The sequence below is a fragment of the Coraliomargarita sinensis genome, assembly GCF_003185655.1.
Taxonomy (GTDB): Bacteria; Verrucomicrobiota; Verrucomicrobiia; order Opitutales; family Coraliomargaritaceae; genus Coraliomargarita_B; species Coraliomargarita_B sinensis.
Genome location: NZ_QHJQ01000004.1, coordinates 336,832 through 350,252 on the forward strand (window position 1 = coordinate 336,832; position 13,421 = coordinate 350,252).

A 13,421-nucleotide genomic window follows, 5' to 3' on the forward strand; every position below is an offset into this window, starting at 1 on the left:
CCACGTGTCCGACAGCGAAGCAACCAAGCCATTTCTTTCACCGAGCCAGAAGCGTATTATCGCGACGGGCTGCACCGCACTGGCCGCCCTCTTTTTGGCTGCTGCCGCCTACTTGCTCTTTGCGCTACTGCGGGACTTTGTCGGCGCCTTTCAGGATGTCCTGCTACCCCTGGCCATTGCCGCCATTCTCGCGACTTTGCTTCGCCCGATCATTAGCTTTTGTGAAAGCCGCACGCGCTTGAATCGGACCGGGGGTATCCTGCTGCTCTTGGGCCTTGTCGTGCTCGTGCTACTTGCCGTCGGAGTCTATGCCGTGCCACCCGTGCTCCACCAAACCGGTGAATTTCTAAAGGAGCTGCCCGGGCTTCTCGAGCGCTTTCTGGAATATTTGAAAGGCCTGGCGCCGTCCATGTGGCAGTGGCTGAAAGAACAACTGGGGCAGCCGCCGGACGTCTATTTCCAAAATTTGCTCAAGGAAAATTCCAGCTTGATCCAGAACACTCTGGCTAAAGCGTCTTCCTCGTCCGGACCTCTTTTCGGCTTACTCGGCGGGTTGTTCGGAAAGATTGCGGCGTATTCGATCATACCGGTCTACCTCTTTTTCATTCTCAAGGGGGATCGTAATATCTGGAAAGACATCGACAAGCAGCTGAACTTCCTTCCCAAGGAGCGCCGCGACGACCTCATTTTCCTGATCAAACAGTTCAGTGATATCCTCATCGCCTTCTTCCGCGGCCAGATCATCATCGGCCTTTTACTCGGCCTGGTCCTGGCAATCGGGTTCGGCCTGGTCGGTCTGAAGTTCGGCATCTTCCTGGGCTTCGTTCTGGGGCTGCTCAATATCATCCCTTATCTTGGCACCATGATCGGCCTGATCATGGCCCTGCCCCTGGCCTACCTTCAAGACGGCGGTGGCCCGACTCTGGTCGGGCTTTGTCTGATTGTTTTCATTGTCGGACAAATCCTCACCGACTACGTCTTCACCCCGCGGGTGATGGGCGATAAGACCGGAATGAGCCCGATGCTCATTATTTTCTCGGTCTTCTTCTGGGGCGCGGCCCTCGGCGGCATCCTCGGGATGATCCTGGCCATCCCGCTCACCGCCTTCTTCCTCGTCTTCTGGCGACTGGCCCGCGAAAAGTACCTGCCGGCACTGACGGCGAAAAAATAGTCCGCCTATCGTATTAACGATCATTTCGGACACCTGATCGTAAAATAAAGTAAACCGTTAATTTACGTTTATTGACGTTAATTTTTAAAGAAGTAAGAAAATCCATAGAGCTGTTCGAAGCCGTCAAGACTCTGACGCTTCAGCACTGTCCAAGACCAAACCACCGAAACACCATTCACGTTAATTAACGTACATTAACGGTTTAAAATAAGATGACAGAACAAACCCAAGAACCTTTCGCCCGTCCCGACGGCCGCGCCGTCGATCAACTGCGTCCGATTGATTTTCAAATCGGTATCGCTCCACACGCCCTCGGCTCGGTGCTCGTTAGCTTCGGAAATACGCGCGTGATTTGCGCGGCATCAATCGACAATCGTGTGCCCGGCTGGATGCGCGCCCAAAAGGTCGAAGGCGGCTGGATGACGGCGGAATATTCCATGCTCCCCTACAGCACGCACGATCGCAAGCAACGTGATATCAGTCGCGGCAAGGCCGATGGGCGGACCATCGAAATCCAGCGCTTGATCGGTCGATCCATGCGGGCGGTTTTCGACTTGAAAAAACTGACCGGCAAGACGATCTGGCTCGACTGCGATGTGCTACAGGCCGACGGCGGCACGCGCACCGCCTCCATCACCGGGGCTTACGTCGCGGCGCAGATCGCCATTCAGAAATTAATCGCCAAGGAAGAACTCGAGGAAAACCCGTTCACCGATTCGGTCGCGGCCGTATCGGTAGGCGTCTACAAGGATACGCCGGTTCTCGACCTCAATTACCCGGAGGACAAAGACGCCAGCGTCGATGCCAACCTCGTCATGACCGGTTCCGGAAAATACGTGGAAGCCCAAAGCTCGGGCGAGGAAGCCACCTTCACCCGGGAGGAACTGGATACGCTTCTAGAGCTGGGAGCAAAAGGTATCGCCGAAATCAGCCAACTTCAGAAAGCCGCTATCTGCGAAGGATTGAAATAAGAAGTTAGGCCGGTGGCGTATGAGCCCGGCATCGCTTTTTCTCCATCTTCCAGTCATCCATGACGAAGCCGTGACCGATATCGGTGACAACCGGTCCACTCATGGCGAAGTCATTTTGCGCGTAAAACTTAATCGCGCTGTGGTTCTGCTTGTTTACCGTAAGACGGATACGGCACTCGGGATAGCGCTGACACAATTTATCAAGCGCCCATTTGCCGACTCCCCGCCTCTGTGTGCTTGGTAATACATAGAGTTTACTCAGAAAGAGATGCTCCTCGCAAAGATCATAGCCGAGGTAGCCCAAGGGCTCGCCGTCAGACTCACGAATAATCGCATACTTGCGACCTGCGGCAATTTGTTCACGGATCGATTCAGTCGACTGGTATTGGCGCAACATGTAGTCGACCTGAGCTTCCCCGATAATCGGAATGTAATGATGCTTCCAGCAGGTTTCCGCCAAGCGGGCAATACAATCAATCTCTTCGGCGGTCGTGACTGCTGCGAGTTTCATGCGATGGCGTCTTCCGGATAAAGGCGAGTCATCGGGCTTAAGTTTCCTGAATATCTTCCTCAATCCGCTCGCCCAAGTGCCGGCCGGGCTGATCGGACAGGAAACAGACCGAGTCACCAGGTTGAACGGACTTCACATCCACCACCTCCCCGGCCTGGCGCATCAAGCGAACACTGTCGGCTTGCTGCAGCGTTGCGGAAATACGCTTCCCCGCATACCGCGCGATTATACGGAGGAGCGGCCGCTTCTCGATTTTAATGCGGCCGATCGGTACCATGCGTTGCGCGCCGCTTCCAGCATGCACCACCATGACCGACATCTCGGGCGTCAAATCGCTCAGATAACGGGTCTTTTCATTCTCGCCCAGAAGGTAGTGGTGGATCGCGCCACAGTTCACACGGAAGGGACGCGGCGGATAGGTTTCCGAGGATTGGTTCTCGGACAGAACCAGTAAATAGCCGTGCCCCGTGTCCCCGAGCAAAAGTCCCTCCTCGGGTTCCAAACGGTCAGCCAGATCCAGACAGACCCGAGTGCCCTCCCCGATGGTTTCCACCGCTTCGACTTCACAAAATTGCAACCGGCTAGACATAACCACCATCATGAAGGCAACCGTCCATGAACGTCAACGCAGGTCCGTCTGAATTGTCGCAGGTCGATGATGTGGTCATCAGCCTTACGGACCGTTGCTACATTTTCGTTTTCTATCCCTAAAGTTCCCGAACCTGTAGCCGAACGCCTTAGCGTTTGGTCCCGGTGTAGCTGAACGCCTTAGCGTTTGGTCCGGATATCGCGATCATCGGCCTCACGGACCGATGCTACATATAAGCTGTCTTTCTTTCTCTACGCCCTGCCCGATATTTGCCCAACTATCCGCCGGCTCGAACCGGCTGAAAGCCGCGTTTTTCCAATTCGGCAACGGCGCGGTCCCGCACATCGCCCTGCAGCTCAATCGTGCGCCCCTTCAAAGTACCGCCGCAGGCGCAGGACTTCTTTAAATCGAAAGCCAATTTATCCAGCTCACCCAAAGGCAAATGCGTGGCGAAGTCCGACAAGGTCGTCACGGTCTTGCCGCCCCGGCCACTTTTTTCACGTCGCAATTCGACTCGTCCTTTCTTTGGAGCCGCCTTGGGCTTTTTTTTCGAGGTCGCCCCCGACGATCCTTTTTGGGCTTTCGGCAAGCCGGTCGAAGAAAGTGTGTCGAATGGATTCGCGCCGAGTGATTCCCCGCCGCCGGTATCGATGCGCTTGCTCATGCTTCGTGAGGCATATCGGGATTCTCCAGCCACTCAAGCGCTTTCATGTAGCTTCGACGGCTCAGGTAATGGGCGAGATCCCGCGGAAGTGCTTCCTCCTTCGCAATCGCATCCAAACCGGCGAGAGCCTTCCGGATGGAGAGCCCGTCTTGAGGGGGCTCCGCGCCGGTCGCGACTTTCAGAAATTGACGTATTTGGTCCTTATTCATATCTTGATATCAAGCTAAAAATCCGTAAATACAAGCACTATAACGAGTTCCTGAATTAAGCTAAGCTTATAGATCATAAATTTACGCTTAAGAATTTGAGTTTCTAATGTAACAACGTAGACCTCTCCAACGAATTCTGCCACAAAAAATGAAACATTCCCCAGTCGCAAGCCGTTGGAACGCGGATCTCATCGACCAGAACTACGAAACCTGGCTGACCAACCCGTCAGCGCTTGACCGTGAGTGGCAAGCATTCTTCGAGGGTTTTAACCTCGGACTCAGCGAAGCGCCCCCCTCTGCGGGCGATTCGGCAGAAGGTTCTACCGACCCGGAACGCTTTTCCGAGGACAGTTTTGCCATCAAGCAGGCGCGCGCCATCGGCTTGATCTACGCCTACCGTTCCATCGGCCACACCATAGCGCGTTTCAACCCCCTGAACAAGGAAGCGCCGACAAACCCGAGACTGACCCTGCAGCGTCTCGGCTTCGACAAATCCGACTTGGAGCAGGTCTTTCACACAGGCAACTACCTGGGTGGTCTGGAAATGAAGCTGGGCGAATTGCGGGAGCGTCTGGAAAAGACCTACTGCAGCACAGTGGGCGTTGAGTACATCCACATTCAGGAAACACCCAAGCGTCGCTGGATCCAGTCCTGCATTGAACCGGAGTGCTTCAGTCCCAGCTTCGACAAGGCGAAGAAGAAGCAAATCCTGCGCTCCGTGATCGAGGCAGAAGCTTTTGAGAACTTCCTTCAGACACGCTATGTCGGCCAGAAACGTTTCTCTCTCGAGGGCGGCGAAACCTTACTCGCCTGCCTGGAAAGCATCCTGCAACGTTCGAAGCGGAACAAGGTCGACGAGATTGTCATGGGGATGGCCCACCGCGGTCGTCTGAACGTGCTGGCGAATTTCCTGGGCAAATCGTTTGAGTACATTCTTCGCGAATTTTCCGAGAACTACGTTCCCGACACTATTTACGGCGATGGTGACGTAAAGTATCACCTCGGCTACGAAACCCGGCGCAAGACGGAAGACGGCCATGAAGTCGATATTCGACTGGCGGCCAACCCCAGCCACCTGGAAGCGGTCAATCCTGTCGTCGAGGGCAAGGCCCGGGCCCGCCAGCGTATTCGCGGGGACCTGGAGCGTAAGAAAGTACTGCCCGTCCTGATCCACGGTGACGCCGCCATCGCCGGTCAGGGGATTGTCGCGGAAGTCTTCAATTTCTCACAGCTCAAGGGTTACCGTACCGGTGGCACCATACATATCGTTATCAATAACCAGATCGGCTTCACCACCAGTCCCGAAGACGCCCGTTCCAGCCGCTATTGTACCGATGTCGCCAAAATCGTGGAAGCTCCCATTTTCCACGTCAACGGAAACGACCCGCTGGCGGTCGTGGCTGCGATGGAAGCAGCCTTTGACTACCGCCAGACATTCGGCTGCGATGTGGTGATCGACATGTATTGCTGGCGTAAGCACGGGCACAACGAGGCAGACGAGCCTGCTTTCACCCAGCCGGTGCTTTACAAGACCATTAAAGAGATGAAGCCGGTCGGCGAGAGTCTGGCCAAACAGCTGGTTGATAGCGGTGAATTTACCGAGGAGGAAATCGAGGAAATCAGGAAGGCCTACCATGACCGGCTCAATACGGCTTTTGACAAAGTAAAGGAGGAAGAAGGCAAGCACGTCCAGCACAAGGACGAGTCCTCCGCCACCAAGCAGCCACCATACAACTTCAAGGGCTTTGAGACGCGTGTCTCCAAAGAACAATTACACCACATCGTCGAAGAGCACACGCGTTTCCCGGAAGGCTTTAATGTCAACCGCAAGATCAAGCGCCAGATGGAGGCCAAATTAAAAGCCTTTGAAGAGGATACCGGTATCGACTGGGGCATGGGCGAAGCACTCGCCTTCGGTTCCCTCCTGATGGACGGCACCCCCGTCCGTATCAGCGGTCAGGACTCCAAGCGTGGCACATTCAGCCACCGCCACGCCGTGGTCTACGATACGGAAACACGCGAACGCTACACCAACCTGCTCAATTTGAGCGAGGATCAGGCCCAGTTCTGCGTGCACAACTCTCTACTCTCCGAGGCGGCCGTACTCGGCTTTGACTACGGCTACTCACTGGATTATCCACAAATGCTCTGCATCTGGGAGGCTCAGTTCGGCGACTTCGTCAACGGGGCCCAGGTTATCATCGACCAGTTCCTGACCAGCTCGGAATCAAAATGGGGCCGACTCAGCGGCCTCGTCATGCTGCTGCCTCATGGCTATGAAGGTCAGGGGCCGGAGCACTCCTCCGCCCGTCTGGAACGTTTCCTCCAGGCCTGTGCGGAAAATAACATCCAAGTCTGTAACCTGACGACACCGGCACAGCTCTTCCACGTGCTCCGCCGCCAGATGAAGCGTGAATTCAAGAAGCCGCTTATTATTATGGCGCCCAAGAGCCTACTAAGGCACAGAGAGTGTGTTTCGAAGGTAGCCGAGTTTACGGATAATGAATTCTGGTCGATTCTCGACGACAGTTCCGTCACTAAAAAGAATACCAAGCGTATCATACTTTGCTCGGGCAAGGTCTATTACGACCTGCTCGCCTACCGCAGGGAGCATAAGATTAAGGATGCGGCTTTGGTTCGTGTCGAACAATTCTATCCGCTGAACACCGAACTGATCAAAAAGATCGTCAGCAAATACCCGGACGATGCAGAGCTGGTCTGGTGTCAGGAAGAGCCCAAAAACATGGGCGGCTACACATTCATGATGCCACGGCTCCTCTCGGTGCTCGAAAGAATGCCGCGTTACGCGGGCCGTCGCGCTGCGGCCAGCCCCGCAGTCGGCTCACTTGCGAAACACAAACGTGAACAGCAAAGGCTCGTCGAAGCTGCCTTCGGCCTAGGCGACCCGAACGCGAACAGCTCGGAAATCGATTAACCTTCTCCCGCCACGGGAGCACCATTCATCATTCAACGATCCACACCCAACTAATTTTATGGCTACCGAAGTAAAAGTTCCCGCGATGGGCGAATCCATCAGCTCTGGCATTCTGGCCGCCTGGCACGTCAAGTCCGGCGACTACGTCGAAGAAGGCCAGACCATCTACGAACTCGAAACCGACAAGATCACCTCCGAAGCAAACGCCGAAGTCTCCGGTGTCATTACGATCGAAGTCGAGGCCGATGAAGAAGTGGAAATCGGACAGGTCGTCGCCACGATTGACGAAAGTGCTTCGGCTGGGCCGAAGAGTGAAAGTGACGGTGAGAGTGAAAGCGGTACTTCGGCTTCGGACGATTCTGAAGACAAGGAAGGCGGCTCTGGCGAAGACGATAATCGTTCGGATTCCGAGGAGCAACCGAACAAAGACGGGCAGGAGCTTGCAGCTTCCGGCGGGAAAAAGGTCGACCCGGAAGCCACGCTTTCCCCCGCGGCTCGAAAGGCGGCCGAAGAAACCGGGGTCGACGTTTCAAAACTTAATGGTAGCGGCAAGGATGGTCGAGTCACCAAGGACGACATTCTGAAGGCGGCCGAAAAGGCAGACAGCAGCCAAAAGTCGGGGGACAGAAGCCAGAGGACAGATGACAGAGGACAGAAGTCCGAATCGCCCGCTCCGGCACCCTCCGCCCCGAAATCGGGTGAGCGCGAAACGCGTAAGAAGATGTCTCCGCTCCGTAAGAAGATCGCCGAGCACCTAGTTAACGCTTCGCAACAATCTGCCATGCTCACGACCTTTAACGAGGTTGATATGAGCGCGGTGATGAAACTTCGCAAAACCCATCAGGACGCATTTGTCGAACGCCACGGCATCAAGCTAGGCTTCATGTCTTTCTTCACCAAGGCCGTGACGCACGCGCTCAAGGCAGTACCGGAGGTCAATGCACGTATCGAGGGCAACGAGGTCGTCAGCCAGCACTACTACGATATCGGCGTGGCCGTCGGCACGGACAAGGGACTGATGGTGCCCGTGGTCCGCGAATGCGACCAAAAGGACTTTGCCCAGATCGAGAAAGATATCATCGGCTACGCTAAGGCCGCCCGCGACGGCAAGATACAGATGTCCGATCTTCAAGGCGGTGTCTTCACTATCTCCAACGGCGGGATCTACGGCTCGATGCTGAGCACACCGATCATCAACTTCCCGCAACCCGCGATTCTGGGACTGCACAACATTCAGCAGCGGGCCGTTGTCATCGACGGTGAGGTGGTCGCGCGCCCGATGATGTATCTGGCACTCAGTTATGACCACCGTCTGATCGACGGCAAGGAAGCCGTTACCTTCCTGGTAAAAATCAAGGAAGCCATCGAGGATCCCGCCCGTTTATTGTTCGGCATCTAGCCGAACAATAAACGGGCGGGTGTCAGAAAGTGAAAAGTATGAAAGTGAAAATGTGTCTTATCACTTACACCTTCCTACCCTCTCACCTTCCTGCTTTCCTACCTTCTCACCTGCAAACTTTCCCACCAAATTATGTCTCAAGAACAACCATTTGATATCGCCGTCATCGGGTCAGGCCCCGGTGGCTATGTCGCTGCCATCAAGGCCGCACAACTCGGTTTCAAGACCGCCATCGTCGAGAAAAGCAAAAGCCTCGGCGGTACCTGCCTGAACGTAGGCTGCATCCCGAGCAAGGCCCTTCTCCACTCTACGGAGATGTATCACTTTGCAGCGCACGGCGCCGATGACCACGGCATCGATCTGACCAACCTATCGATCAACATCGAAAAATTGATGGCCAAAAAGGACAAGATCGTCAGCCAGCTGTGCGGCGGGGTCTCCCAACTGATGAAGGCCAACAAAATCACGGTTTTCAACGGACTCGGCACGCTCAAGGATAACGGCAAAATTGAGATTCGCGGCGGCAAGAGCGAAGAAGAGATTACGGCCAAACACATCATTATCGCGACCGGTTCGGCTTCGGTCGAGCTCCCCTTCCTTCCTTTCGACGGAGAGACCGTCGTGAGCAGCACGGAAGCCATCGCTTTTGATGAAGTCCCGAAAAAGATGGTTGTGGTCGGCGCCGGTGCCATCGGTTTGGAACTCGGCTCGGTTTGGTCGCGTCTCGGCGCGCAGGTCGATGTCATCGAGTTCCTTCCCCTAATCGCTCCGACCTTTGACAAGGACGTCTCCAAAATGGCCGAGCGGGTCTTCAAGAAACAGGGCATGAACTTTCACCTCAGCACCAAGGTCACCGGCCTGAAGAAGGAAGGCGGAAAGAATATCCTGACGGCCGAAAATAAAAAGGGCGAAGAGATCGAATTTGAATGCGACAAAGTGCTCGTCTCCGTGGGCCGTAAGCCTTTTACAGAAAGCCTCGGGCTGGAGGGCATCGGAATTGAAACCGACGACAAGGGCCGCATTCCAGTTAACGAGCATTTTAAGACATCGGTCGACGGCGTTTACGCCATTGGCGACGTTATTGCCGGCCCCATGCTCGCCCACAAGGCGGAGGAAGAAGGTGTCGCCTGCGTCGAGCGCATCGCCGGTGAAGCCGGACACGTCAATTACGACGTGATTCCCAATGTCATCTATACCGAGCCGGAAATTTCCAGCGTCGGGATGACCCAGGAGGAAGCCAAGGAAAAGGGGCTCGATGTCAAAGTCGGAAAGTTCAACATGATGGCCAATGGTCGCGCCATTGCTATGGACGGTACAGATGGCTTTGCCAAAGTGATCGCCGACAAAGAAACCGACCGTATTCTCGGAGTCCAAATCATCGCCAAAGGCAGCTCCGAGATGATCGCCTCCGCCGTGGCCCACATGGAATACGGCGGCAGTGCCGAGGATCTCGGCCGCACGATCCACGCCCACCCCACCATGAGCGAAGCGCTCAAGGAAGCAGCGCTGGCCGTGGATAAAAAAGCGATCCACAGCGTGTAGGCCCCGGGTTGAAGCGCTCCCGTACTCAATCCGTAACCGAAGCGCTTCCACTTCGGGTCATTCGTTAGCGCCCGCCCTATCGTTCCGGACGCGAAGGCGCCCGGCTACAGTTCTAAAACCGAGCCATTCATTCCCTAACCGTAGCCGAAGCGCTTCCGCTTCGGACCATTCGTCACCGCCTGCCGAACGCAAAGGCGTCCGACTACAGTTCCGGAACCAAAAAACCATCCCGCTTCGATCTGGTTTAGCCTTGAACCTTTCCCGGAAATCCCGGTTTTTCATAATTTATGAAAGGTAAGCTTCCCCGCTTGAATTCCGCGTATTATCGCGGACAAGCGTACATTTTCTGGACACATACGACAGACCGGCGTCGAAGATTCGACTTGGATAAGGCATTCCATTTTCGCTTCCGCGAAATGCTCCTGCACACTTGTCTGCGCTATCGCTTAGCCACCCCCGTTTACTGCATCATGCCGGATCATATCCACCTCCTCTGGATTGGCCTGGATAACGCCAAGAGCGACCAGCTCAAGGCAACCTCCTTTATGAGGAAGTATTTCGGCCGGCACATCGCTCCCGTTCGATGGCAAGAACAAGCCCACGACCACGTCGTTCGCGAGGAGGAGCGACAATCCGGGTGCTATGGGGATACGATTCATTATATTTTGCGAAATCCAGTGCGCGCCGGATTGGTTGAAAAATGGGAGGACTATCCTTACATAGGAGCGATGTTACCCGGCTACCCCGACCTTGATCGTCGAGATCCTGGATTTCACGATCGCTTTTGGCGTTTGGTCGAAAAGGAGTCCTCTTGAGCCGTTTATCTCTCAAGCCCACGCGAATAGCTCCGAGACCACTGCGCTTCCATTTCGGATCATTCGTCACCACCTGCCCTTTCGTTCCGAACGCGAAGGCGTCCGGCTACGGTTCTCGAATCGGACCGAGCTACTTGTTCCCGAATCCGCGCAACCAAAGCGCTTCCACTTCGGGTCATTCGTTAGCGCCGGCCCTATCGTTCCGAACGCGAAGGCGCCCGGCTACCGTTCTGAAACCGAGCCATTCATTACCTAACCGTAGCCGAAGCGCTTCCGCTTCGGACCATCCCTCTGATCCAGATCGGTCGAAGCGAGGTCAATCGCGTCATTGCGTCGTCTATGACCGGACTTCCAAGCAGCGTCCGCCCATGCCTGGACGGTATCATGCAAGCACGAGCCCTACCGAAAGACTCTTAAGTTAACGCCATTCACGTTTGGCCCCTTTTGCCCTTCAAACACCTCAAAAAACTTATGCCCATGGGGTGGTAATCTCATGGTGAGGAAATATCCACGACCAATCGGGCAAAGAGAGCTCCTTCGGGAGCGAGGCTCTGTGGTATGGCTACCTTGACCATGTCCACACCCTCCCCGTAGGCATCATCTGCTTCTGTAATCGTAATGTCACTCGGTCCGACTCCTTGGTGAACTGCATCCGTCCAGCCTGCAAGATCGCTCCCGTATTGCACGCGGATAGAGGTCATCTGATCTAGGTGGGCCAGATCATTTCTGCGGAATTGGAATACTAGTTTCCCATCAGGATCGGATGTCATGTCCAGCTGGGGTTCTATCAAAAGATCATCCGCTGGGTCCGTTGGATTTCCCATCAGCACCCACTCCAGCTCGGTGGCCAGACCACCACTATCCGCATCATTTGTGGGGTTTTTATCAGTAAGGGTCCCTGGAAATGAACCGTCCGCCCAACGATCAAAAGGTGTTGGATTCAATGCCCAAGTGTGAAGCACCTGGGGTTCGTCAGGAAGTCCTTGAGAGTCCGCGTCAGGAGTCAGGAGAAGTTCCACGCGTGTCACCTCCCCGTCTGAAGCAGGTAGATTGATCGCTGCTGTCTTCAGGCCGGCTGCACTTGATGGACTAATAAACGGCAACCACTCTGCCCGTAGAAGATACGTACGGACGACGCCTCCCTGAGTGACCCGGAGGCTGGCATCACAACCAGCGGACGGACTGTAGATCTCCTGGGCCTCAAGTCGGTCCGCTTCTACGGTCGGATCAAAGCGCTTGATTAAGCCAGCCGTGTACGGCCCGATGGGAGGATACACCATGCAAGCCTCGGGAGTTGGTCCTGACACGGATGCTAGCAGGCTGATCACTTCCACATCCCGCTCAATTGGATAGTTCACCCCATCAGGCGTCGCCAACGGATCCGTGTAGTCGGAGGTCGCCGGGTCCCAAGTGGCAAATTGCCCCAGGGACTCATTCCATGAAGCATAGTTAGCTTCCAAAAATTCCATCATCTCGGCAGATGAGTAATCCGAGAAGTGATTAAAGAGAAATGCCGGCTCCTGGTAGCCGGTTCCGCCACCGTGCATCGGATCGATTTTGTAAGTCCCGGTGGGCTGCCCGCCGACATTACCTGCCTGCACCGTACAGGGAATGAAAGTCATGCTCCGCATATCAAACCCCCACGTAGGCCCAGCATGCACTTCCTTGTTAATGGTAGGGGGGTCGATCCCGTGCATCGCACCCTTGTAGGGATAGGAGGAACTATTACCCCAGTGAGGCAGTCCAAGCGTATGGCCCAGTTCATGGAACATGACTCCATGTTCAGTACCATTTCCTATACCGGCTAATGGAAACGACTTACCGCCATTCGAATTGGTCCCATAGATATTCGTATAATAGACACTCACCCGCCCGTGGCGTCCTGCCGCAGCACTGAGAGCCAAATTCCACTCTCTGGCCGCATTGAGTTTGGATTCGAAATGTATATTCATACCCGTCTGATCCTTGTAATCCGCCGTGGAGCTAATCCGCACCGCAGGCGCAGGCCCGTCTCGCCATGGCGGAATCACCAGCTCAGGAAAAACCACATGTGGCACACGACGCAGATCAAGCTCCTTGATCGGGAGCTTTACTTCCAACTCTTCCGCCCAACCACTCGGGTAATCATCGTCGGTGTCCGCAAAATACTGCACATCGAACATCGTCAGTTTCAACTTGGTCGGGGCTCCGACTGCGATCCCTGAAACATTCTCACTCACTGCCCCTGCCGTAAGATCCACCGTCATCCCGGGTTTCACCCAGTCCGCGGGAATCACTGCCGTAAAGCTGTCGTCCAAGCTATGTTGAACGACTCCCGGACCATCAGGAATCGACGCAGGCAAGGTAGCTGGACCGGATAGAGAAAGGTTCAATGTCGCCCCATCAAGATGAACGGCCGCATTCACAACGGGTGATGCCGGAGTCGAAGGATCGGTGACATGCACCTTGATGAGAGTCTCTCTCTCACCCACCAACCTGAAGTAGGGATCAGTTGGCTTCATCACGTGTGTCTGCGCAAAATAAACGGCATCGATATTCACTGCCATTGCTTGGCCCAGCAGAAGGGTTGCCGTTAAAATAAATAGTTGGAAATACTTCATCGTCCAAAGTGGTCT

General features: G+C 55.0%; 11 protein-coding genes. 6 read left to right on the top strand and 5 right to left on the bottom strand.

Going from position 1 to position 13,421, the window contains the following annotated elements; genetic code table 11:
* The first annotated feature begins 4 nt into the window (after window positions 1-4).
* Window positions 5-1,171 (top strand): AI-2E family transporter, encoded by a 1,167-nt coding sequence (locus DDZ13_RS07905; protein ID WP_158279841.1) that lies wholly within the window; start codon window positions 5-7, stop codon window positions 1,169-1,171.
* Between the two features lie 212 nt (window positions 1,172-1,383).
* Complete coding sequence (gene rph, locus DDZ13_RS07910; protein WP_110130895.1) at window positions 1,384-2,142, top strand: ribonuclease PH; 759 nt, start codon at window positions 1,384-1,386, stop codon at window positions 2,140-2,142.
* 4 nt (window positions 2,143-2,146) lie between these two features.
* On the opposite strand, the gene DDZ13_RS07915 is transcribed toward rph, so the two are convergent.
* From DDZ13_RS07915 to DDZ13_RS07930, 4 genes are all read right to left on the bottom strand, one after another.
* Window positions 2,147-2,653 (bottom strand): GNAT family N-acetyltransferase, encoded by a 507-nt coding sequence (locus DDZ13_RS07915; protein ID WP_110130896.1) that lies wholly within the window; start codon window positions 2,651-2,653, stop codon window positions 2,147-2,149.
* 37 nt (window positions 2,654-2,690) lie between these two features.
* Window positions 2,691-3,242 (bottom strand): 3-dehydroquinate synthase II domain-containing protein, encoded by a 552-nt coding sequence (locus tag DDZ13_RS07920; protein ID WP_110130897.1) that lies wholly within the window; start codon window positions 3,240-3,242, stop codon window positions 2,691-2,693.
* Between the two features lie 277 nt (window positions 3,243-3,519).
* Complete coding sequence (locus DDZ13_RS07925; RefSeq protein WP_110130898.1) at window positions 3,520-3,906, bottom strand: translation initiation factor; 387 nt, start codon at window positions 3,904-3,906, stop codon at window positions 3,520-3,522.
* Complete coding sequence (locus DDZ13_RS07930; RefSeq protein WP_110130899.1) at window positions 3,903-4,115, bottom strand: hypothetical protein; 213 nt, start codon at window positions 4,113-4,115, stop codon at window positions 3,903-3,905. The genes DDZ13_RS07925 and DDZ13_RS07930 overlap by 4 nt, the downstream gene beginning before the upstream one ends.
* 148 nt (window positions 4,116-4,263) lie before the next feature.
* Between DDZ13_RS07930 and DDZ13_RS07935 the strand changes: the two genes are divergently transcribed.
* From DDZ13_RS07935 to DDZ13_RS07950, 4 genes are all read left to right on the top strand, one after another.
* The gene (locus DDZ13_RS07935) at window positions 4,264-7,050 is read left to right on the top strand and encodes a 2-oxoglutarate dehydrogenase E1 component (protein WP_110130900.1); all 2,787 of its coding nucleotides are present in this window, start codon (window positions 4,264-4,266) and stop codon (window positions 7,048-7,050) included.
* A gap of 58 nt (window positions 7,051-7,108) precedes the next feature.
* Window positions 7,109-8,449 carry a 2-oxoglutarate dehydrogenase complex dihydrolipoyllysine-residue succinyltransferase gene (gene odhB, locus DDZ13_RS07940; protein ID WP_110130901.1) on the top strand — a complete coding sequence of 447 codons (1,341 nt, stop codon included), beginning with the start codon at window positions 7,109-7,111 and terminating at the stop codon, window positions 8,447-8,449.
* 132 nt (window positions 8,450-8,581) lie between these two features.
* Window positions 8,582-9,991 carry a dihydrolipoyl dehydrogenase gene (gene lpdA / locus DDZ13_RS07945; RefSeq protein WP_110130902.1) on the top strand — a complete coding sequence of 470 codons (1,410 nt, stop codon included), beginning with the start codon at window positions 8,582-8,584 and terminating at the stop codon, window positions 9,989-9,991.
* Window positions 9,992-10,374: 383 nt separating this feature from the next.
* Window positions 10,375-10,806: a hypothetical protein gene (locus DDZ13_RS07950; protein WP_146209301.1), complete on the top strand. Its 432-nt coding sequence runs from the start codon at window positions 10,375-10,377 to the stop codon at window positions 10,804-10,806.
* Between the two features lie 491 nt (window positions 10,807-11,297).
* On the opposite strand, the gene DDZ13_RS07955 is transcribed toward DDZ13_RS07950, so the two are convergent.
* Window positions 11,298-13,352 (bottom strand): M66 family metalloprotease, encoded by a 2,055-nt coding sequence (locus DDZ13_RS07955; protein WP_233246120.1) that lies wholly within the window; start codon window positions 13,350-13,352, stop codon window positions 11,298-11,300.
* Between the last annotated feature and the right edge of the window lie 69 nt (window positions 13,353-13,421).

Coding starts and splice junctions, on each gene's coding strand:
- rph (WP_110130895.1), top strand. CDS start 1,384: ATGACAGAACAAACCCAAGAACCTTTCGCCCGTCCCGACGGCCGCGCC.
- DDZ13_RS07915 (WP_110130896.1), bottom strand. CDS start 2,653: ATGAAACTCGCAGCAGTCACGACCGCCGAAGAGATTGATTGTATTGCC.
- DDZ13_RS07920 (WP_110130897.1), bottom strand. CDS start 3,242: ATGTCTAGCCGGTTGCAATTTTGTGAAGTCGAAGCGGTGGAAACCATC.
- DDZ13_RS07925 (WP_110130898.1), bottom strand. CDS start 3,906: ATGAGCAAGCGCATCGATACCGGCGGCGGGGAATCACTCGGCGCGAAT.
- DDZ13_RS07930 (WP_110130899.1), bottom strand. CDS start 4,115: ATGAATAAGGACCAAATACGTCAATTTCTGAAAGTCGCGACCGGCGCG.
- DDZ13_RS07935 (WP_110130900.1), top strand. CDS start 4,264: ATGAAACATTCCCCAGTCGCAAGCCGTTGGAACGCGGATCTCATCGAC.
- odhB (WP_110130901.1), top strand. CDS start 7,109: ATGGCTACCGAAGTAAAAGTTCCCGCGATGGGCGAATCCATCAGCTCT.
- lpdA (WP_110130902.1), top strand. CDS start 8,582: ATGTCTCAAGAACAACCATTTGATATCGCCGTCATCGGGTCAGGCCCC.
- DDZ13_RS07955 (WP_233246120.1), bottom strand. CDS start 13,352: ATGGCAGTGAATATCGATGCCGTTTATTTTGCGCAGACACACGTGATG.